Consider the following 19,867-nt stretch of genomic DNA (forward strand, 5'->3'; position numbering starts at 1 on the left):
AACGGTCATTTTTTGTGACTGTGATTGACGTTGATCATCATTCGATCAACGCCACCATTCAGAATGGCAATTACTCTTCTCAGCGGTGCAAAAATTATCCGGGCAGCGATTTAAATATAATTCAGGTTATTTTCTCTGTTTTTACTGGTGCGTTACGCTTTCCTGATAAGTGTAAAACGCCGGGCTGTTAAAACTTAACTCAAATTTATGTTTTGGCCGCAGGCGTGTACTTCCGCCCGGCCATCTCGCCGGGGCACCGTATGCGGAGCGTTTATATGGGAAATCAGATTTTACAGCGGCCTGTCGCCGTCCAGCACAACGTGCGTGAGCTGCGCCTTGCGGCCGGTCTCTCTCAGGAGATTGCAGCCGAGCGTTTCGATCTTAGCCAGCGTGTCTGGCAGACGAAAGAAGCATCGAAAAATCCTGCGCTGCTCAGTCAGGGAGAGTATGAACTGCTGATGCTGCTCGCCGGAGAGCATCCGCACTATCAACTGGTACCAAAGCTGAAAAAGTAAGGTGTTCATCCTCTGTTTTCTCTTAAGTAAAGTCATGTCGGGCCGATATAGAGAGCTAAGCGAGGCGCATTACCGCCTGTCTGATATGCTCTGGCCAGATAATCCTGGGCGGTCCGCCGCACTCTCTCTGGCAGGCATAACGTATTAACTGATGCCTCGCTGTCTGCGGTGTCAGCTTTATCGGACTCAGCGCGGCAACCTGTTGCTGCCGGGTTTACTGACGGGCCTTTCTTCCGGCAACGGATCGGCAGCGAACTCTGCGCGTTCTGTCTGATTGAACGTGTCCTCTTTATGCTGTGTCAGGCCAGCCACAGCAGATAACATCAGAGGAGAGTTACGCTGAAACGTCCAGTTTATCATGATGCCGAGGCGGCTCGCCTCGACGCACTTAAGCAGTATCATCTGATGGATTCACCGCCGACCGATGCGCTGGATCGCCTCACTACGCTTGCCGCGCGGCTGTTTCGGGTGCCGGTCGCTTTTGTCTCGCTTATCGACGAAAAGCGGCAGTTCTTCGCCTCCCGGTACGGTTTAAATATTTCAGGTACGGCACGCAACGTCGCCTTCTGCCACCATACGCTGGCGCAGGGCGATATCCTCTGCGTGCCCGATACGCTGAAAGATCCGCGCTTCCGCGACAGTCCGCTGGTTCACGGCTACCCCTTTATCCGCTTTTACGCGGGAATCCCGCTCTCGACCCCTGATGGGCATCATATTGGCACGGTCTGCCTGACCGACAGCCATCCTCGTGAGCCGTTAACTGCAGAGGATCGAAAGCATCTGAACGATATTGCTGCACTGGTGATGGATCGCATGGAGATGCATCGTCTGGAGTTATTGCGCTACACCAGCCAGCAGCGACTCGAGGCGATCTCATCCACTTCGCCTGACGCCATTGTCTGCACCGACCTTCGGCGTGGCATAACCTTCTGGAACCCGGCCGCCACCGCGCTGTTCGGCTACAGCGCAGAGGAGATGCGCGGCCAGTATATCAGCGAGCTGATCCCTGCTCGCTGCCAGGCTGACTACCGTAATGAACTGGTCCGGATTACCTCTGACGAAGCGGCTATCTCGCACCCTCGCTCTTTGCAGATATGGGGTGTCACGCGTGAAGGTCGTGAATTTCCGGCAGAGGTCTCTTTTTCGGGCTGGCGTGAAGAGGGCGAACGGCTGGTGGGCATGATCATCCGCGATGTCACGGCCCGCTATGAGAGTGAGGCGCGGCTCTGTGAGCTGGCCTCACTGGATATGCTGACACGTCTCGCCAGCCGCAGCGCGTTTATGGATCAGGTCGGCCAGCTGACCAGGGCGGGCGTCCCCTATACGTTACTGATGACCGATCTCGATGGTTTTAAAGAGGTTAACGATACGCTGGGGCATGCTGCAGGCGATGCGTTGCTGTGCCACGTTGCCGAACAGATTCGTGCCGTGTGCGCCAGTGCCGTGACGGCTGCGCGCCTGGGCGGTGATGAATTTGTGATCCTGTTAGCGGGCGGCAGCGCAGAGGCGGCGATCACGGCGGAGAAACTGATTGCGGCCGTTCAGACGCCGTTCCGCTATCACGACTCACCGGTGGTGGTCGGTGCCAGCACCGGCATCGCCTCCTATCCGGAGCACGGCAGGGATCCCTCTTCGGTGATGTCCGCCGCTGATCTGGCGCTCTATCGCGCCAAAGCGTCGGGTAAAGGCTGCAGCATGCTGTTTATGCCCGCGTTTCGTGAAGCGGAGCAGCAGCGGCGCCGTTTTGAGCGCGAACTGGAAACGGCGGTGCGGCAGCAGCAGTTCACTCTTTACTATCAGCCCCGCTACGACGTTGAAAGCGGAAAGCTTATTGGCTGCGAGACACTGGTGCGCTGGCAGCATCCGACGCGCGGGCTGCTGTTGCCGGCTGAATTTATCGGCATGCTGGTTAAAAGTCCGCTTTCAGTCACGCTGGGTGAATGGATCATCCGCAGTGCTCTGGCACAGGTCCGGCAGTGGCAGGTTCGCTCTCCTCAGCTTCGCGTCAGCATTAACCTGTTTCCGCGCCAGCTTGCAGGGAACAGCCTGGAGACGGTAATACGTGAGAGTGCCGGAGGCGATGCCGGTTTTGTTGAGCTGGAAGTGGATGAGCCACTGCTGGCCGTGCTGATGCAGGATATGCCGGTTCAGGTTGACGCCGTACGCCGAACGGGAGCCTCGTTCGTTATCGATCATTACGGGCGTACGCTAGGGGCGATTAACCTGCTGCGCTATAGCGTTGTGACGGGTTTTAAAATCGATAAGTCGATGACGCACGAGCTGGGTTCCAGCATGCGGGTGCGTATGATGTTCCGGGCCATTACCGCGCTCGGCAAAAGCCTGGGTATCCGGGTGGCCGCCGAAGGGGTGGAAGACAAAGAGCAGATCGCTTTTGTTACGGCCGCCGGATGCGACATTATGCAGGGCAATGGCCTGTGCCAGCCACTGACGCCGGCGGACTTTGAGGCGATGCTGTGCGGAGAGGAGCACTGTGCGCCCGCTATCGCTATCGCCAGCGGTTATGACGTTACGCCACGCTAATCGGTCTGATTGTGGCGAGCGTAGCGGAGGATGCCCGACGCTGATAGTCTGCGCCTCAGGGTGAGTGTGCGGGCTGGTATTCCTGTTTCAGCAAGCCGAAGATCCAGTCATCCTGCCACTGGCCGTTGAGGAAGAAGTTCTGCCGCAACGTCCCCTCCTGCACAAAGCCCGCTGAAATCAGGGTCCGGCGTGAGGCCGCATTGCCTGCTGTCACCGTCGCGATCAGTTTGCGGTATTCCTGTTGCTCAAAGCAGAACGTGATAATGGCATGCAGAGACTCGCTGCCGTAGCCTTTGCCCTGCGCATCTGCGGCCAGAATAAAGCCAAACTCCGCAATACCCTCTCCACGATCGATAAACCCGCAAAAGCCAGCCGGAGCACCGGATGTTTTTTCTCCGATAACCAGACAGAGCCAGTGCCTGCAGCCCTTGTACCAGGCGGGCAGGCGGACATCAAATGAGTGGGTTCTGATCTCTTCAGCGCTGCGCGGATCGCTGATGTACTGCATCACCGATCTATCCTGACTGACTGCCAGATAGAAGGGCCAGTCTTCCTGCCGAAGTGACCGATAAGTCAGGCGTGGCGAGGTGACTTTCAGCGGTATTTCAGCCGGTACTTTAGCTGGCTCTTCAGTTGTCATCATGCAACTCCCTGTGGATCGGATCTCTGTGGCGATGGCGCAAAATAACACAGAGTGGCTGACTGGCGGGACGCGCTTTTGCCGCTCTGCGAGGTATCCCGCAATCCCGACGCTATTTCACCAGCTCCTGCTCTCGTGCATTGTCCAGCTCCCGCTTGCCACATTTGCTCTTATCGCTGCGCTGTCAGGCCTTCTGTCCACTTCATTGCTACGCTTTTAGCCAGATGGCTGAAAATTGATCCTGATGAGAGTAATCCCCATGGAATTGAAAACGTTTGAAGCAGCAGCCTGGGCTGGGCTGCAGGAATCTGCGACCGATCCGCAGGCCGGATTTCGTTATCTGATGCTCTGTACGGTCGATGCTCTGTTGCAACCTCAGGCGCGCACCGTGGTTCTGCGCCAGTGTGCCGACGAACGCCGGATGTTGACATTTCATACGGATGTTCGCAGCCCGAAGTGGCAGGAGATGGCGGCGAATCCGCAGGTCACCGTGGTGGGATATTGCCATCAGCGTCGCCTGCAGTTGCGGCTGGCAGGGCGGGTTGCGTGTTATGCGGCGGGAAGTGATGTTGCTCGGGCAGCCTGGCGTGCGTTACCGCAGCACACGCGGCAGACTTACATCGGCGGACCTCCTGGGGAAGCGCGGACAACGGCTAACGAGACGTCTGATGCGACGGCAGCGGAAACCGGGGAATCCCGTTTTGGCGTGGTGATTTTGCAGGCCAGTGTGCTGGACGCCTATCAGCTTCATCGAAACGAAAATCAGCGCGCCCTGTTTCGCTATTCGGCTAACGGCGAGTTGCAGGAAAGCGAATGGCTCAACCCCTGACCCGATATGCCTGATTCACTTCAGGTCGGGTTAACGCCTGATTGATCCTCTTTTCGCGCACTGGATAAAAGAGATTTCACTGTCTGCCGCTTCGTTAGCTGTTTTTTATCTGCCGCACCGCTTAATTGATTTTAGCACCACGTTATCTTCATATAATGGCGTTTTTCTGCTTTTTCCTATCTTTTGTCATTGTTTGTGCCAGGCTTTAACTAACCGAAAAGCAGTGACTTATGCTCAAGGTAAAGAAAAGTACAAATGATCGCTCTGTATTACAGGCAGGTTAAACATGAACAATCAACCTCCTGAAAAACCAGGGTCAGAGGGTAGCGACCAGGTGCTAAGCCTGGCGGAGGAAACCGTTGAGGTCTCAAAACAGCGGGTCATCGACGGTCATGTCAGGGTTACCCGACAGGTCACTGAGCATCAGCAGAAGATTGCGCTGATGCTCCGGCACCAGACGGCGGAAATAGAACGCATTCCTAAATCGGAACGGCTGGCTGAGATGCCGGAGATCCGTGAAGAAAATGGCGTTCTGATCATTCCTGTCGTTGAAGAGGAAATCGAGATCGTTCGTCATCTGGTGCTGAAAGAGGAGTGGCATATCCGCAAAGTTGTCAGTGAGGAAGCGACAGAACAGGTCGTCTCCCTGCGCAAACAGCACGCTCACCTGACCCGTACACCCTATTCAGAGCCGTCCGAATCCATCACCGAGGAACACAACATGGCGCGTGAAACAATCGTAACAATGTTCAGCAATATCTCACTGGCAGAGGGTGCAAAGCGTAACCTGATCAAGGCCGGGTTCCTGGATGATGACATTGATATCATCTCCGGTGATCGTTTGCGTACCGAAGGTCAGGAGGCCCGTCACCCTGGCTTCTGGCAACGCCTGTTCGGCAATACGCTGGAGGAGGATCAGGCCGAAGTGTATGAAGACGCGATGCGAACCGGCGGAGTAGTGCTGTCGCTGCGGGCCGATGAAGATGAGTTACCTCGCGCCCTGGGCATCCTTGATGCACATGAAGAACTTACCGAGCGCAGTGCGGCGCTGCCCGATGATTACGCGCCCGGTTACGCGACCAGTGATGGTCTGACTGCACCTGCCAGTGGAACGCTTCAGGATAATGCCGCCGTCGATCCGCTCTCTAACGATCCTGCCCATCGTGGCGCTGCCCGTACCGCCCTGACCGGTGACGAAAGCGACGAGGATGTACTGCGTCTGGCCGAGGAGCGACTGGAAGTGGGTAAACGTCTGGTAAGTGAAGGTTCAACCCGCGTTCGCCGCTACACTGTCACCGATCAGGTCTCAGAAAATGTCTCGCTGCATGAGCAGCACGCCGCAATCTTCCGTCGTCCGGTGAATGAATCAGGTTCACCCACCCATGTTGACTGGTCTGAAAAAACTGTCGAAGTGGAAGAGACGCATGAGCAGCCCGTGATTAATAAGACCGCGGAGATCATTGAAGAGGTGGTGTTACGCAAAGAGACAAGCGATCGGGTTGAAACTATCAACGATTCGGTACGCCGTCAGGAAGTGGATATTGACCATGCCAGTACAGATCCTCTCGGCGCAGATCGGCTGACCGGGAATCGTACTGTGGCCGATCCGTTGCTTGAAAGCACACGTCAGGCCCGCGCTGACCACGACACTCGTCCGGTAACGCCAGGCAGCGAGCCAGCGCATAAAGAGGGTTTTGCTGAGAAAGCTGGTGATAAAATCGCAGAAGCGAAAGAGAAAGTCGAAGACAAGTTTAAAAAGCCGTAATACCGGAGCGGTGATTGTCGCCTTCTATGCCTGAAAACCCGTCGCAGACGGGTTTTTTTGCGTTAAGGATGCTTAAAAATTATTAGCGTCATCCAGCGCGAACCTGGCAATATCTCTGATTCATCACTGTTTACCCAGACTACTTACCTGAAAAAAAAGATGCGCCTTAAACCTTGAAGTCCCACTATGGGACTGTTAAGTTAGTCCCATAGTGGGACCACAGGGAAAATCAGTGCGAATTATATCGATCGCGTCTCTCAAACGATTCTGGGAGGCTCATAATCAGGCGGAGCAGCCGTTAAGAGCATGGGTAGATGAAGTCAGCAAGGCTCAGTGGAAAACACCACAGGACATCAAGGATAAGTACAGAACGGCAGATTTCCTGAACAACAATCGGGTGGTGTTTGATATTAAAGGCAATCATTACCGTCTGATCGTTGCAGTGGCTTATAGGTTTCAGGCGGTCTACATAAAGTTTGTAGGTACGCACGCTGAATACGACAAGATAAACGCAAATACGGTGGAAATGTGATGAGTTATAAAATCAAACCGATTCACTGTGAAGCAGATTATGAAGCCGCTCTGGCCGCCGTGTCTCCCCTGTTCGACAACGAGCCAGAACCGGGAAGTGAAGCCGGGGACTTTCTGGACGTCATGATCCTGCTTATTGAAAAATACGAGCAGGAACATTATCCGATTGAGGCACCCGATCCGGTAGAAGCGATTAAATTCCGCATGGAGCAGATGGGGCTGACAGCAAAAGACCTGGTGCCGGCGATTGGACGCCCGAACCGCGTCTATGAGGTATTGAATCATAAGCGTGCGCTGACGCTGCCAATGATCCGCAACCTGCATGAAATGTTCAATATACCGCTTGCATCACTTGTAGGCGCAGCCGAATCCAAAAGGATATGAGTCCAGTAACTGAAGCCCGCCATGTGCGTAATGCCAGTCAGTTAAGCGACAAGTGATAACGCAGTCTGGTGCCGCTCAGGGGCTGGCGGTCCTCGCGCCGCTGCGCGGTTCCTTCACTTCATTCGCCTGCCTGACGGACCGTCGGGGATGGCACATCCTGTGCCGCCCCGCCTTTCGCCCGCGTACTGCGGACTCTCCTGGCAGACTCATTCTGTTGAGCGCTGCGGATTGCCTGCTCCTGATCGCCACCGGCCTGCTCTGAAGCTTCTGGCCCGCACTCCGGCTCGTTTACCGAGAAAAAAAGCTGCCACGTTTGACCGTGACAGCCTTTACAAATCGAATCTTAACTGACCAGCATTACGCCATGTGCGGGCTTTTTTATTCCTGCTGTGCAGTATTGAATCCTGGCTCACCCAGGTCCGTGACGGCATCAGCCACAACACCCCAGTCCGGCAAGTCCTGAACGGTGTCCGGTGGCGTCAGTGTGCCTTTGCCTGAGTTTGCTCCAGGGTTTTCTTAAGAGATAAGAAGGCTTCCTGTACACGCTGGTTACCAGTCTGTGCTGCCACGAAGCGATGAACCCCCCTCGCGTTGTGCAGATCGCGATCCCTGACTACCCTTGCTGTTGTTTTTATTCCCAAAGCGGGCCGGATAGCCTGAACGCCGGATTAGCATCTGCAATTTTTAGTCATTAACGGCAGGCGATCGTGAATCTGCCGTGCATTATCAATCAGGGAAATCATGACAGAACAACGCAACGCCGATCATTACCGCGCTGATGAGCACATTGATCCTTATATCTCGGTACAGGGTGCAAGAACACATAATCTCAAAGATGTTTCGCTGCGATTTCCCCGCAACGCCATGGTGGTGTTCACCGGGGTTTCAGGCTCCGGTAAATCGTCCCTCGCCTTTGATACTCTCTATGCGGAAGCCCAGCGCCGGTTTATCGAGTCGGTGTCGCCACATGCGCGTCGTCTGATCGATCAGGCTGCTGCACCGGATGTGGATAATATTGACGGACTTCCACCCGCGGTGGCGCTTCAGCAGAGCCGGGCTGGCGCGCAGGAGCGTTCAACGGTGGGCAGCCTCACCCGAATTTCTGTCACGCTGCGCCTGCTGTTTTCCCGTGCGGGCGTAAGGCCTGAATGCGTTCCCTTTATGACCGCCGATTATTTCTCGCCTAACAATCCTGAAGGTGCCTGTCCGCATTGCCAGGGACTGGGAAGAGTGCACACCGTTAAAACCGAGTCGATGGTGCCGGATAGCTCACTGAGCATCCGCCAGGGGGCTATCGCTTCCTGGCCCAGAGGCTGGCATAACAAAAATCTGCGCAGCATCCTTGAGACGCTCGGCTACGATGTCGATGCGCCCTGGAATACGCTTTCAGCCCGCGACCAGCAGTGGATACTGCTGACTGACGAACAGCCATCGGTGCCGATTTTTGTCGGTCTGAATGCTGAGCAGCGCGAAAACGCGCTGGCGGCGGGCGAAGAGCCGGCTTATACCGGCACGTACACCAGTGCAGCAAAAATCGTGCTGCAGAGTTATTCGGGTGGCAGCGAGACGACGAAGAAACGGCTGGCGCGCTTTGTGACGGTCACTCCCTGTTCTGAATGCCACGGTAAAAGGCTAAACCGGGATGCGCTGTCCGTGACCTTTGCCGGTCATGACATTGCCAGCCTGAGTGAGCTGTCGGTCTCTGAGCTCGCTGAACTGCTGAAGCCTTATGCGCGTGGCGCATCACCGGACCTGCCGGCAGAGGCGGCACTGCGTGAGGCGGTCATCCGGATGGCGTCGGATATCTGTATGCGGCTTGAGCAGCTGGAAACGCTGGGTCTGGGTCATCTGGCGACGGGACGCCGTACCACCGTACTCTCATCCGGCGAGCTGCAGCGCGTGCGTCTGGCCACTCAGCTGATATCGCGGCTGTTTGGCGTGCTTTATGTGCTGGATGAGCCGTCAGCCGGGCTGCATCCCGATGATGTCAAATCGCTGCTCGCATCCCTGAAGAACCTGGTGCGTGCCGGTAATTCGCTGGTGGTCGTCGAACATAATATTGACCTCATCGCCGAGGCAGACTGGCTTATCGAGGTCGGCCCCGGCCCGGGAACGCATGGCGGCGAGATCGTCTATAACGGCGAACCAGCAGGACTTGAAGAAGTCAGTGCGTCACCCACCTCGGGCTATCTTTTCTCACGAAGCTATACCGGGCTGCGCCAGCGTCGGCCCGCAGAGAGCTGGCTCTGCTTTGAACAGGTCTATTGCAACAATATTGCCGGAGTGGATATCGCCATCCCTCTGGGGAGAATGACGGCCGTCACCGGCGTGTCCGGCTCCGGAAAATCGACGTTGCTGAATCGCGTGCTTCCGGAAATGCTCGGACGTTTTGACAAAACGCCTGACATCGAGGAGGGCGAGGAAGAGGATCTGGTGCCGGACGTTAAGGGTCAGGTTGTCAGCGGAAGTGACGCCATCGGCCGATTGGTCAGAATCGATCAGCGTCCTATCGGCCGGACACCACGCTCAAATCTGGCCACTTACACCGGATTTTTCGATATCGTTCGCAGGCTGTTTGCAGACACCGACGCGGCGAAAGCCAAAGGCTTTAGCGCCAGCCGGTTTTCCTTTAATCTGCCAGCCGGACGCTGTCCTGCCTGTGAAGGGCAGGGACAGATTTCGATTGAGCTGCTCTTCATGCCGAGCGCTACCGCAACCTGTTCCGTCTGCGCGGGTAGCCGTTATAACCCCGAAACGCTGGAGGTAAAGTGGAACAACCTGACGATAGCGGATGTGCTTGATCTGACCGTGGACGACGCCACTGAGGTGTTTCATGGGCATGACGGGATCCAGCGTTCGCTTAAGGCACTGACGTCGCTGGGGCTGGGATATCTGACCCTGGGTCAGCCCGCCACTGAACTCTCTGGCGGCGAGTGCCAGCGTATCAAGCTTGCCTGGGAGCTGCAGCGGGTCCAGCGTACGCCCACGCTTTATCTGCTTGATGAACCATCGACAGGATTGCACCCGTCTGACATGGATAAGCTGCTGGTAGTGCTGGATGAACTGGTGAAGCGTGGTCATACCGTAATTATGGCGGAACACAACATGCGCATAGTGGCAGAGGCGGACTGGGTGATTGATCTGGGTCCCGGCTCGGGTCTTAAAGGAGGAAGGGTTGTCTCCTGCGGCTCACCGGAAGAGGTCAGCGCATCTGAAGAGAGTCTGACTGCACCCTGGCTTTCCGCACAGCTGAAAAAGAGGGCGGGCGATCCGGAGTAAGCGGGCGGTAGAGATATCTTCCGCTGAAGGTGATGTAGTCTGAGGGCTCAGGGGCTGGCTTCAAAGCCCGTCAAATCTCAACCTTGAGGATTATCACTGATGGCAATGTTTAATCCGCCACACCCTGGTGGCCTGATAGCGGAATATCTCGAAGATAACGACATCAGCCTGCGCAGTCTGGCTAAACAGCTGGGCGTTTCCGCAGCTTCGCTTAGCAAAGTGGCTAGCGGTAAAGCCTCCGTCAGCCCGGAAATGGCTGTACGGCTGGAGGCGGGCCTGGGTATGCGGCACGGCTCTGGTTATCCATGCAGGCCGCATGTGATCTGCATAAGGCGCGAGAAACTACAGATGTTTCCGGCGTTCCTCTGCATCCAGGGATCGTAGCATCATTATTGCGGGACGAGACGGTATAGTTCTCGCCCCGAAGCGGCTTTCCTCATCGCCAAAACAAACCTTTTATCTCATCAGCGCAGCGGCGCATTAACCTGTAATGCATCCAGCTCACGGGCATCATGACTGCAAAAAAAGGTGATTTCGCCGCCGCGCTGGCAGGAGAGCTCACGCAGTCGCTGCTGATTGTGTCGTCTGGCCACGTTATCCATGCCCATCATCCACTGGTAAAAGCGCAGTCCCGGCGTGCAGTGTCGCGTCTGCTGCCGCATTTCGCCGCGGTAAAACCAGGCATCGCCGCCGTGCAGCAGCCAGCCATCGGGTTGCTGAATCGCGATACCCGCGTGACCCGGCGTATGGCCCGCCAGCGGAACTAACAAGATCTCCGGCGGTAAGTCACGCAGGCGATTAACCGCCTCAAAACCAAACCACTTTTCTCCCTGCGGCTGATAGGTTTCCCAGTTGCTGATCCCACCCCATTGTCCGGGCCGGTAACGTTCCCGTGACAGCCAGCTATGGCGCTGATGCGCAGTATCAACCTCCTGCTGCAACAGATGGATTCGCGCCTGCGGAAAATCGGTTAGTCCGCCAGCATGATCGAAGTCGAGATGGGTCAGAATAATATGCCGCACATCCTCAGCCCGGAAACCCAGTGACGTAAACTGTGACAGTGCGGTCAGTTCATCGCGGCGCTGAATATTGTTTAATGCGCGGAAAAAGCCGGACAGGCGGCTGCCGGGCGCATGGATATCCTGACGACCAAAGCCGGTATCCACCAGCACCAGCCCGTCGCGATCCGTCTCAATCAACAGACAGTGACAGACCAGATGTGCTTTCAGGCCTTTACTGAATCCATCATAGAACGCGCCGCCCAGCGGACACATACAGCCACAGTTAAGGTGGTGAATTTTCATCGGGCCTCCATAGGGGCAATGGGGATATCTCTGAGAGGCTACGGCCTGTCCGGCGCGTAGCACATCAGCCTGGCTATAGAGTGTAGAGAGGGATGACGCAGCAGGCGGAGCGGTGAAGCGGATAACCGGGCAAAATTGCCGGTTATCCGCCAGAAAGCAGAGGATTATCAGGTGTGGAACAGCGGGAAAGCACCGGTCAGCAGACCGCCTGCCATCAGCACCAGACTGACCAGAATCCCCCACTTAATTGCAAAGCGCTGGTGGTCGCCGATGTCGACTTTCGCCAGACCCACCAGCAGGTAGACTGACGGCACCAGCGGACTCAGCAGGTGGAATGGCTGGCCGACAATAGAAGCGCGGGCAATCTCTTCTGCGGTAATGCCGTAGCTGGCCGCCGTCTGGGCGATAACCGGCAGAATGCCGAAGTAAAAGGCATCATTCGACATAAAGAAGGTAAACGGCAGACTGACCAGCGCGGTGAACACCGCCAGGTAAGGTCCGAAGCTGGGCGGGATCACAGCCAGCAGGCTCTTCGCCATGGCGTCAACCATGCCGGTGCCGGAGAGGATGCCGGTGAAAATACCGGCGGCAAAAATTAATGCGGTCACCGCCAGCACGTTACCGGCATGAGAGCTGATGCGGGCTTTCTGCTCCTCCAGCGTGGGATAGTTGAGCATCACCGCAATCGCAAACGCCAGCATAAACAGGATCTGAATCGGCATTAAACCAATCACCAGCAGCACCAGCAGCACGGTGGTCAGGATGAAGTTAGGCCAGAACATTTTCGGACGGCGATTGGCTGCGCACTCTTCGGCATCGCCCAGCCCCAGTTCAATGTTGTCGAGATGATGATCTTTCATGGTCATCACGCCAAGACGCTTACGCTCACGCAGGCCAAACAGCACCGCCATTGCCACCAGGCTGGCACAGGCCAGCAGCATGGCTGGCAGCATCGGAATAAAGATATCAAGGGCGTCAATGCGCAGTGCCGCCGCGGCACGGGCTGTCGGACCTCCCCAGGGTGAGAGGTTCATGATGCCGCTGGCAAGGTTCACCAGGCAGGTCATCATCAGCACGTTCATGCCCAGCCGGTGATAGAGCGGCAGGAATGCGGCAATGGCAATCATGTAAGTGGTAGAGCTGTCACCATCCAGAGAAACCAGCAGCGTTAGTACCGCCGTTCCGACCAGCACTTTCAGGGGGTCACCGCGCACCATCCGAAGAATAAAGCGCACCAGTGGGTCAAACAATCCGGCATCGATCATCAGACCGAAATAGAGAATGGAGAAGGTCAGCATCACGCCGGTAGGGGCCAGCTTTTTGACGCCGTCCAGCATCATGGCACCCAGACCTGCGTAAAAACCGCCAATCAGCGCAAATATGGTTGGTATCAGGATCAGCGCAATCAAGGCTGACATGCGTTTGGTCATGATCAGATACATGAAGCAAACAACCATGGAAAAACCCAGTATCGTCAGCAAATTAACAGCCCTCGCAATGGCGGAAAAGTAATGAAAAAGTTACATACCGGCAGGAAAATTCAGGTAATTACTTAGCGTGGTAATGATTAACCTGTTGTTTTAATTAACCCTGCATTCAAAGATGATAATAAATAGTTGTCAGTATTTAGCATTTCTTTAACAAAGAAGGGTGATCATGATCATCTTTAAACGGTTCTTAAACGAGATTGTGTGACTGAGATCAAAGGGTGTCGAAGTGTAACCGGGGTTTCGGGCCAGCTGGGGGCTGAATCAGGCGGGTAGTAGAGTGGTGGAGAAACAGGGTAACCGGCTGAGCCTTGATGCTCAGCCGGTTAACGTTATTAGCTGCCTAACAGCTGAATAATCATTTCAGGGGTTTTATTCGCCATTTTGCTGACGGCAGTCTGACCCTGCTGAATAATCTGGCTGCGTGCCAGCTGGCTTGCTTCTTCAGCATAGTCCGCATCCTGTATGCGGCTGCGAGCCGCTGAGGTATCCACACCCTGCTGCGATAACACATTACGGTTGGACTCGTAACGGTTGATCTTTGCGCCATAGATCGACTGATAACCGCTGATCTTCTCGAGCGCGCTATCCAGTGCCTTCATGGTGGTTGAGATATCGCCCTCTGTAAGCAGCGTTGTGTTGTTCAGCCCCAGCGTTTTGGTATCCGATGGCGTTGCCGGAATAGTATCCGACTGGATCGGCTGACCGTAATCGGCGCTGGTGACCACCTCCATAGGTTCGCTCTTCTTCGGCGGCGTCGCAGGCACACCTTTGGGTTCCGGCAGATTTCCCCAGGTCAGATTACCGGTGAAGGAGCCATTGCCCACCACCACCACAATCAAATCCTCGCTGACGGTATCCAGCGTGATGCGCTCAAGCCGGTTACTGGTGATGGTGCCGTTGTTGAAATCGCCGCTGGCGACATCCTCATAGCGATCGCCGTCACCGCTGTAAGTGATGTTCATACCGTTGTAGGTGCTGCTGTTACTGCCCGCCAGCGTCCAGCTCGGGCCGCCCTCCAGCAACTGCGAGCTGTCATAAGCCGCACCGCTGGCAAATCCGTTACTGCTGGTCAGCAGGCGACTATCCGCGGTAGCCGAATTAGTGATGCTTTTGCTGGCCCAGGTGTAATCAGGCGCACTGCCGTCCAGTGGTGTACCGACCAGGTGTTTACCGTCGCGGGTAAAGAGCTGGAGATCGTCATCCATACCCAGTGAGTCGATGGTGATGCTTATCGCCGTCGAGCCTGCCGGGATATAGGCCAGCGGAATCACGCCCGAGGTGAAGGAGTAATTCTTGCCCGGCACCGGAAACTTCGTGTTGATAGGGTCAACGTTACCCAGTTTCGCAGGGGGAAGATCGGGATTATTCGTCGCCAGTGGATAGCGGCCAAAAATCTCGGTGTGGTTTGCCACTTCATTGATGCCTGCCATAATCTGCTGATACTGGCCGTTGATGCTCTGTCGATCGGCGTCCGACAGCGTGCCGTTGGCTGCCTGGACCGACAGGGTGCGCGCCTGGATCAGCAGATCGACGATACTGCCAAGGCCGCCACTGGCGGTCTGGGAATAGCTGATGGCGTCATTGAGGCCACGCGCTACCACCGCATCGGCGTTGATATTGGCCGTCATGCGGTTGGCAATCGCCTGACCTGCCGCGTCATCTTTGGCACTGTTAATTCTCATCCCTGATGATAACCGTTCAACCGTTCGTCCCAGAACAGAGTCAGTGCTGTACCGCGTTTTGTTCGTAATCGCGGCGGTTTCGTTATGGTTGATCGTTAACATGGTCGCTTCGAACAGGGAGAGGAGTCTCTGTTTTATCGGCAGGGTGATAAGCAGCTTTAATCTCTGTGGCGACAAAAAGGCAGGAAATACGGGGGCAGACGGTCAAGAGGCTGATGGTTAACCGCTTTTCAGATAAAAAAAATTAACGGTTCAACCCGGTCAGGAAAAACGCCTGCCACGCGATGACGCAGCAGGCGAACGAAGATCAGTTAAACACCATGCCGCCATCAATCAACAGCGACTGACCGGTCATGTAATCGGAATCGGGACTGGCCAGGTAGGCGACGCAGGCAGCCACATCTTCCGGTTCAGAAAGACGTCCCAGCGTAATGCGTTTCGCAAATTCCTCGGTGCCGTAGCCGGCGGGCTTGCCGGCTGCTTCAGAGATCTGGCGGTCGATCTCTTCCCACATCGGTGTTCTGACAATGCCAGGGCAGAAGGCGTTAACCGTGATGCCGGCAGGTGCCAGATCACGCGCGGCGGTCTGCGTCAGGCCGCGCACGGCAAACTTACTGGAACTGTAAACCGCCAGCTCCGGATTACCGACATGACCCGCCTGAGAACAGGCGTTGATGATTTTGCCGCCGTGACCTTCTGCAGCAAACGCTTTAATCGCGGCCTGCATGCCCCAGATCACCCCTTTGACATTGACGTTGTAGACCTTGTCGACCACCGCTTCGGTGATCTCAGCAATCGGCGTGGAGGGCGCAATACCGGCATTATTGACGATGACGTCAAAGCCGCCCAGCGTGCGGCGCGCCTCTTCTACCGCTTCCATCACCTGATCACGCTGCGAGACATCGACTTTCAGCGCAATCGCTTTGCCACCCTGCTTAATGATCTTCTCCGCGACCTGGCGTGCGGTCTCCTGATTAAAATCGGCTACTGCAACCGCCAGTCCATCTTTCGCCAGACGCAGGGCGATCGCTTCACCAATGCCCTGGCCTGCGCCGGTCACAAATGCCACTCTGTTTTTCATCATGATTTCCTTTTTGAGAAATTAAAGAAGCTGGCTCAGATGCAGCTGACCCATCAGCAGCGGGTTGTCGGTGTAATCGACCGGCACCGCGACCACGGCGGGTCCCTGAACATCCATCGCTTTACGCAGCGTCGGCTCCAGCTCTGCCGCACTGGTCACCGCAAAGCCCGCTGCCCCAAACGCTTCGGCGTAGGCTTTGAAATCGACCGGCCCAAAATTGACGCCCGAGACGCGGTGATATTTTTTCTCTTCCTGCATCGCCACCATGTTGTAGGCGTTATCGACCCAGACGATGTGCAGAATGTTGGCTTTTAAGCGAACGGCAGTTTCCAGCTCCATGCTGGATTGCAGGAAACCACCATCGCCGGAAACTGAAACCACTTTGCGCTGTGGCTCGACCAGCCAGGCACCAATCGCCCACGGCAGGGCCACACCCATCGTCTGCTGACCGTTGGAGATCATGATCTGACGGGCCCGGAAGCTGTAGAGATAGCGGGCGATCCAGATGTGGAAGCTGCCCATATCGACGGTAAGGCTGACGTCACTGTTAATGATGTCCTGCATGGCGCGCACAATGCGCAGCGGATGCAGAGCAAACTGATTGAGGCTGGCACCCTGCATCGCCAGCAATTTGCGCTGCTGCTGACGATCCTCAAGGATGGTGGCGGCTTCCGGGGTCAGCTGGAGTGGGGCAGTGATGCGCGCGGCGAGTTTACGCACCGTGGCGGCGATATCACCCACCAGTTCTGCATCCGGCAGATAGCGGTTGTCGGTCTCAGCGGGTATTACGTCGATATGAATCAGGGTGGCGTTACCGCTGTTCCACATCGCCGGTTCATATTCCACCGGGCTGTAGCCGATGGTGACGATCAGGTCAGCCTGTTGCAGCAGCCTGTCGCCCGCCTGGTTGTTAAACAGCCCGACGCGCCCGGCGAAGCGTGAGAAGTGATCCTGTCTGACCGCTCCTGCTGCCTGATAGGTGCTGGTAACCGGAATGTGACTGCGTGTCAGCAGCTCATGAATCGCTTCGCTGTTCTCTGTCTGGCTCGCCATTAATCCCAGCAGGATGACCGGATTTTTAGCCCCGGCGATGGCCTCGCTGACGGCGTCGATCATTGAGTCAGGTGCGGCGCCCAGTACCGGGCGGCCTTTGCTGCTCAACGCTTTGCCGGTAACCGGCTGATCGACAATATCCTGTGGCAGGCTGATAAAGGCACCGCCGCCCCGGCCATGTTCGGCGTGGCGAAACGCATTCGACAGGCATTCAGAAAGTGCAGCGGGGTCGGTGACCTCAACCGCATATTTAGTGATTGGGCGAAACATTGAAACCGTGTCCATGCTCTGATGAACCTGCTTGGCGCTGTCGGAGCGCTTCACCTGACCGCCGATAGCCACCACCGGATCGCCTTCGCTGGTGGCGGTGGCCATGCCGGTGATCAGGTTGGAGCAGCCCGGCCCGGAGGTGACCAGCGCCACGCCCGCATTGCCGGTAAGGCGGCCCACTGCGGCGGCCATAAATGCGGCGTTAGCTTCGTGGCGAACCGGGATGGTCTGGATGGAGGAATCCAGCAGTGAGTCGAAGACTTTATCAATTTTTGCGCCAGGAATGCCAAAGACGTGGCGGACGCCCTGTGCCTCAAGTTGCGCCACCACCAGGTCAGCGCCACAAGTCCAGAGTGTGGTATCGGTTGGAGTTTTCATCGTCATTCCTCTGATTAGCTTTCTACCGCACGAATCGCGGCGTCAAGATTGGCGGGGTTCAGGTCGGCATTGAGAAAATCGCTGTCCTGCGGCAAATCTACGACCAGCTTGCTGATGGCACCAAAGGTCAGGGTGCCCTGTTCCAGCGCATAATCGAGAATGTGGCCGCCGCCTTCGCGGTCGTCGGTAATAAAATGTTCGTGATAGCCCGCAACGTTAATGCCCTGCATATATTGCGGTGTACGGAATCCGATCAGTTCGCCCGCGCGCTGGCTGAAGGCAAAGGTCGGCTGATCGCCCAGCACTTCCGGCATTGAGCGATAGGGACGACACTGGCATGGCACGGTGCGGGTCTCGACGCGACTGAAACGACCGCTGATGCGCAGCGCGCAGAACTGGTTATCGGAGGTGATTTCGTTGTCGATCACCTGATGGATCGCCTCACGCGACATCGGCCGGTCAAATTCATACAGATGCTGCGGTTTAAAAAAGGTCATCACGGCGAACGGAGTTTTCTGCGCCGGATCGGCCGGGTGCGCGCTGCCGTCGGCGTGCAGCTGATAGACCTTGCTATCAAACGCGATCATTTCGCCATCCAGCCGGTTAAAGGTACCCAGGCCGAAATCCCCTTTACGCAGCAGGTCGGCAATACGGACATTGCCGTCGTAAACGCCGCTCAGCAGCGCACTCATTAAAGAGGTCTGATAGATAACGCTTTCTGGTGCATCCTGTGAAAGCGTCAGGACAGTATGTTTTAGTTGATCCTCACAGGAACAATCAGTTACACAATTGCTCATTTGATGCCTCATCGATTAACCGTTAAGCCGTGTTAACCTAATGGTGAACCGATTCAGTCGGTGGGTCCAATAGCGAAACCTGTTAACTTTGAGACGTTTTTGATATGGAACTTCGCCACCTGCGTTATTTTGTTGCCGTAGCCGAGACGCTTCACTTCACTCGTGCCGCCGAGATACTGGGCATATCGCAGCCGCCGCTGAGTCAGCAGATACTGCGGCTGGAGCAGGAAATTGGCACACCGTTGCTGAAGCGCCTGACGCGCGGAGTGGAACTCACCGAAGCGGGCGAAGCGTTTCTGGCGGATGCCCGGCAGATTGTGCAACTGGCCGATCAGGCGCTGGAGAACGCACGCGGTATTGCGCGGGGGATCAGTGGTCAGCTGTCGCTGGGCTTTGCCAGCTCGGTGGCGTTTAATCCACGCATCTTCACCCTGATCCGCCAGTTTAAAGAACGTTATCCGGCGATGGAGCTGCTGACCCGCGAAGAGAATATGTCTTTGCTGATGCAGGATTTACAGGAAGGATTGCTGGATGCCGCTTTTATCCGGCTGCCGTGTGAAAGCAGCAAGGCGTTTAATCTGCGTGTCATCTCCACCGAAAAGATGCTGATTGCGCTGCCGCGCTGCCATCCCCTCAGCGGCACACCCACCGTGGCACTATCCGCGCTGGCGGGAGAAACCCTGGTGATCTTCCCGCGCGACGTCTCGCCCAGCCTGTATGAGTTGATTGTCACTGCCTGTCTGCGGGCGGGCTTGTCGCGCCACACTTTTCAGCAGGCTCCGCAGATCACTACGTCGCTGGGCATGGTGGCGGCGGGCTGCGGGATTGCGCTGGTGCCGGAGTCGATGCGCTGCGTCGATAACCCCGGGGTCAGCTTCTGCGATATCGAAAACAACACGCTATTTACGGATGTTGCCTTTGCCTGGCGTCGGCTTCACCCGTCAAAAGCAGTACTGCACCTGCTGGCGCTGCTGGCAGAACAGCCTGCCGCACCAGGCGAAGCGGGTTGATAAGCGCCAGCTATTGAACTGAAAACAATAACCAACTGGCGGCCAGGGACCGGGATGCCAATAATCGGTGCATGACTACATACCGCGTAAGAGTCGGGTTTCACAACCCGTCAGCCCTGACATTCAGGCAACTGGATGAAATTCTGGAGCCGCAGCGATTCTGGAGAACAGATTCTGCGGGCGGCCAGTTCCGCTATTTCATGGAGTATGAGTACCAGTCTGACGTGCGCGATCTCTGCTCGGTCTGCTCGCTAGCCTACAGTCAGGCCTGCAAAGTCAGAAAGTGCCCGCTGATTCTGGTCGAGGTGATGAACTGAT

The 19,867-nt window shown here is 56.2% G+C and carries 16 protein-coding genes and 1 pseudogene; 10 read left to right on the forward strand and 7 right to left on the reverse strand.

Translation table 11 applies throughout. The features are described 5' to 3' along the window. The first annotated feature begins 275 nt into the window (after positions 1–275). Together HFD87_RS19135 and HFD87_RS19140 are read left to right on the forward strand one after the other, a co-directional pair. On the forward strand, positions 276–515 hold the full coding sequence (locus HFD87_RS19135; protein ID WP_010256895.1) for a hypothetical protein: 240 nt from the start codon (positions 276–278) through the stop codon (positions 513–515). A 405-nt stretch (positions 516–920) separates the two neighbouring features. Then, positions 921–3,056 (forward strand): bifunctional diguanylate cyclase/phosphodiesterase, encoded by a 2,136-nt coding sequence (locus tag HFD87_RS19140; protein ID WP_033759888.1) that lies wholly within the window; start codon positions 921–923, stop codon positions 3,054–3,056. A gap of 55 nt (positions 3,057–3,111) precedes the next feature. Here HFD87_RS19140 and HFD87_RS19145 read toward each other — a convergent pair whose 3' ends face one another. Continuing rightward, complete coding sequence (locus HFD87_RS19145; RefSeq protein WP_064689885.1) at positions 3,112–3,696, reverse strand: GNAT family N-acetyltransferase; 585 nt, start codon at positions 3,694–3,696, stop codon at positions 3,112–3,114. 259 nt (positions 3,697–3,955) lie between these two features. Between HFD87_RS19145 and HFD87_RS19150 the strand changes: the two genes are divergently transcribed. From HFD87_RS19150 to HFD87_RS19175, 6 genes and pseudogenes are all read left to right on the forward strand, one after another. Beyond that, a complete protein-coding gene (locus HFD87_RS19150; RefSeq protein WP_010256882.1) occupies positions 3,956–4,525 on the forward strand; it encodes a pyridoxamine 5'-phosphate oxidase family protein in 570 nt (189 codons plus the stop codon). A 286-nt stretch (positions 4,526–4,811) separates the two neighbouring features. Then, the gene (locus HFD87_RS19155; protein ID WP_061902429.1) at positions 4,812–6,290 is read left to right on the forward strand and encodes a YsnF/AvaK domain-containing protein; all 1,479 of its coding nucleotides are present in this window, start codon (positions 4,812–4,814) and stop codon (positions 6,288–6,290) included. A 232-nt stretch (positions 6,291–6,522) separates the two neighbouring features. Beyond that, positions 6,523–6,822, forward strand: coding sequence for a type II toxin-antitoxin system HigB family toxin (locus HFD87_RS19160; protein WP_010256874.1), 300 nt, complete (start codon positions 6,523–6,525; stop codon positions 6,820–6,822). Continuing rightward, positions 6,822–7,205, forward strand: coding sequence for a type II toxin-antitoxin system HigA family antitoxin (locus HFD87_RS19165; RefSeq protein WP_010256870.1), 384 nt, complete (start codon positions 6,822–6,824; stop codon positions 7,203–7,205). The genes HFD87_RS19160 and HFD87_RS19165 overlap by 1 nt, the downstream gene beginning before the upstream one ends. Before the next feature lie 741 nt (positions 7,206–7,946). After that, on the forward strand, positions 7,947–10,484 hold the full coding sequence (locus tag HFD87_RS19170; RefSeq protein ID WP_167423805.1) for an excinuclease ABC subunit UvrA: 2,538 nt from the start codon (positions 7,947–7,949) through the stop codon (positions 10,482–10,484). A 99-nt stretch (positions 10,485–10,583) separates the two neighbouring features. Next, a pseudogene (locus tag HFD87_RS19175) lies at positions 10,584–10,897 on the forward strand (HigA family addiction module antitoxin). A gap of 51 nt (positions 10,898–10,948) precedes the next feature. Here HFD87_RS19175 and HFD87_RS19180 read toward each other — a convergent pair. The 6 genes from HFD87_RS19180 to budA all read right to left on the reverse strand — a co-directional run bounded on the left by HFD87_RS19180 (position 10,949) and on the right by budA (position 18,539). Beyond that, the gene (locus HFD87_RS19180; protein WP_045139830.1) at positions 10,949–11,788 is read right to left on the reverse strand and encodes an MBL fold metallo-hydrolase; all 840 of its coding nucleotides are present in this window, start codon (positions 11,786–11,788) and stop codon (positions 10,949–10,951) included. A 167-nt stretch (positions 11,789–11,955) separates the two neighbouring features. Then, a complete protein-coding gene (locus HFD87_RS19185) occupies positions 11,956–13,269 on the reverse strand; it encodes a CitMHS family transporter (RefSeq protein WP_010256858.1) in 1,314 nt (437 codons plus the stop codon). 341 nt (positions 13,270–13,610) lie between these two features. Then, positions 13,611–15,062 (reverse strand): flagellin, encoded by a 1,452-nt coding sequence (locus HFD87_RS19190; RefSeq protein ID WP_167423806.1) that lies wholly within the window; start codon positions 15,060–15,062, stop codon positions 13,611–13,613. A 205-nt stretch (positions 15,063–15,267) separates the two neighbouring features. Further along, complete coding sequence (locus HFD87_RS19195; protein WP_033781028.1) at positions 15,268–16,041, reverse strand: (S)-acetoin forming diacetyl reductase; 774 nt, start codon at positions 16,039–16,041, stop codon at positions 15,268–15,270. A gap of 21 nt (positions 16,042–16,062) precedes the next feature. Beyond that, the gene (gene alsS / locus HFD87_RS19200) at positions 16,063–17,742 is read right to left on the reverse strand and encodes an acetolactate synthase AlsS (protein ID WP_010256852.1); all 1,680 of its coding nucleotides are present in this window, start codon (positions 17,740–17,742) and stop codon (positions 16,063–16,065) included. A gap of 14 nt (positions 17,743–17,756) precedes the next feature. Next, a complete protein-coding gene (gene budA / locus HFD87_RS19205; RefSeq protein ID WP_033781025.1) occupies positions 17,757–18,539 on the reverse strand; it encodes an acetolactate decarboxylase in 783 nt (260 codons plus the stop codon). Between the two features lie 104 nt (positions 18,540–18,643). Here budA and HFD87_RS19210 point away from each other — a divergent pair, with 104 nt between their 5' ends. Beyond that, positions 18,644–19,549, forward strand: a complete 906-nt coding sequence (locus HFD87_RS19210) for a LysR family transcriptional regulator (RefSeq protein WP_167423807.1) — start codon at positions 18,644–18,646, stop codon at positions 19,547–19,549. Between the two features lie 71 nt (positions 19,550–19,620). Beyond that, on the forward strand, positions 19,621–19,866 hold the full coding sequence (locus tag HFD87_RS19215; protein ID WP_010256845.1) for a hypothetical protein: 246 nt from the start codon (positions 19,621–19,623) through the stop codon (positions 19,864–19,866). The last annotated feature ends 1 nt before the right edge of the window (position 19,867 follow it).

The organism is Pantoea sp. EKM21T, from assembly GCF_011800405.1.
Taxonomy (GTDB): domain Bacteria; phylum Pseudomonadota; class Gammaproteobacteria; order Enterobacterales; family Enterobacteriaceae; genus Pantoea; species Pantoea agglomerans.

Excerpts from the sequence above, each read along its gene's own strand:
- HFD87_RS19135 (WP_010256895.1), top strand. The coding sequence starts at position 276 with ATGGGAAATCAGATTTTACAGCGGCCTGTCGCCGTCCAGCACAACGTG.
- HFD87_RS19140 (WP_033759888.1), top strand. The coding sequence starts at position 921 with ATGGATTCACCGCCGACCGATGCGCTGGATCGCCTCACTACGCTTGCC.
- HFD87_RS19145 (WP_064689885.1), bottom strand. The coding sequence starts at position 3,696 with ATGACAACTGAAGAGCCAGCTAAAGTACCGGCTGAAATACCGCTGAAA.
- HFD87_RS19150 (WP_010256882.1), top strand. The coding sequence starts at position 3,956 with ATGGAATTGAAAACGTTTGAAGCAGCAGCCTGGGCTGGGCTGCAGGAA.
- HFD87_RS19155 (WP_061902429.1), top strand. The coding sequence starts at position 4,812 with ATGAACAATCAACCTCCTGAAAAACCAGGGTCAGAGGGTAGCGACCAG.
- HFD87_RS19165 (WP_010256870.1), top strand. The coding sequence starts at position 6,822 with ATGAGTTATAAAATCAAACCGATTCACTGTGAAGCAGATTATGAAGCC.
- HFD87_RS19170 (WP_167423805.1), top strand. The coding sequence starts at position 7,947 with ATGACAGAACAACGCAACGCCGATCATTACCGCGCTGATGAGCACATT.
- HFD87_RS19180 (WP_045139830.1), bottom strand. The coding sequence starts at position 11,788 with ATGAAAATTCACCACCTTAACTGTGGCTGTATGTGTCCGCTGGGCGGC.
- HFD87_RS19190 (WP_167423806.1), bottom strand. The coding sequence starts at position 15,062 with ATGTTAACGATCAACCATAACGAAACCGCCGCGATTACGAACAAAACG.
- HFD87_RS19195 (WP_033781028.1), bottom strand. The coding sequence starts at position 16,041 with ATGAAAAACAGAGTGGCATTTGTGACCGGCGCAGGCCAGGGCATTGGT.
- alsS (WP_010256852.1), bottom strand. The coding sequence starts at position 17,742 with ATGAAAACTCCAACCGATACCACACTCTGGACTTGTGGCGCTGACCTG.
- budA (WP_033781025.1), bottom strand. The coding sequence starts at position 18,539 with ATGAGCAATTGTGTAACTGATTGTTCCTGTGAGGATCAACTAAAACAT.
- HFD87_RS19210 (WP_167423807.1), top strand. The coding sequence starts at position 18,644 with ATGGAACTTCGCCACCTGCGTTATTTTGTTGCCGTAGCCGAGACGCTT.
- HFD87_RS19215 (WP_010256845.1), top strand. The coding sequence starts at position 19,621 with ATGACTACATACCGCGTAAGAGTCGGGTTTCACAACCCGTCAGCCCTG.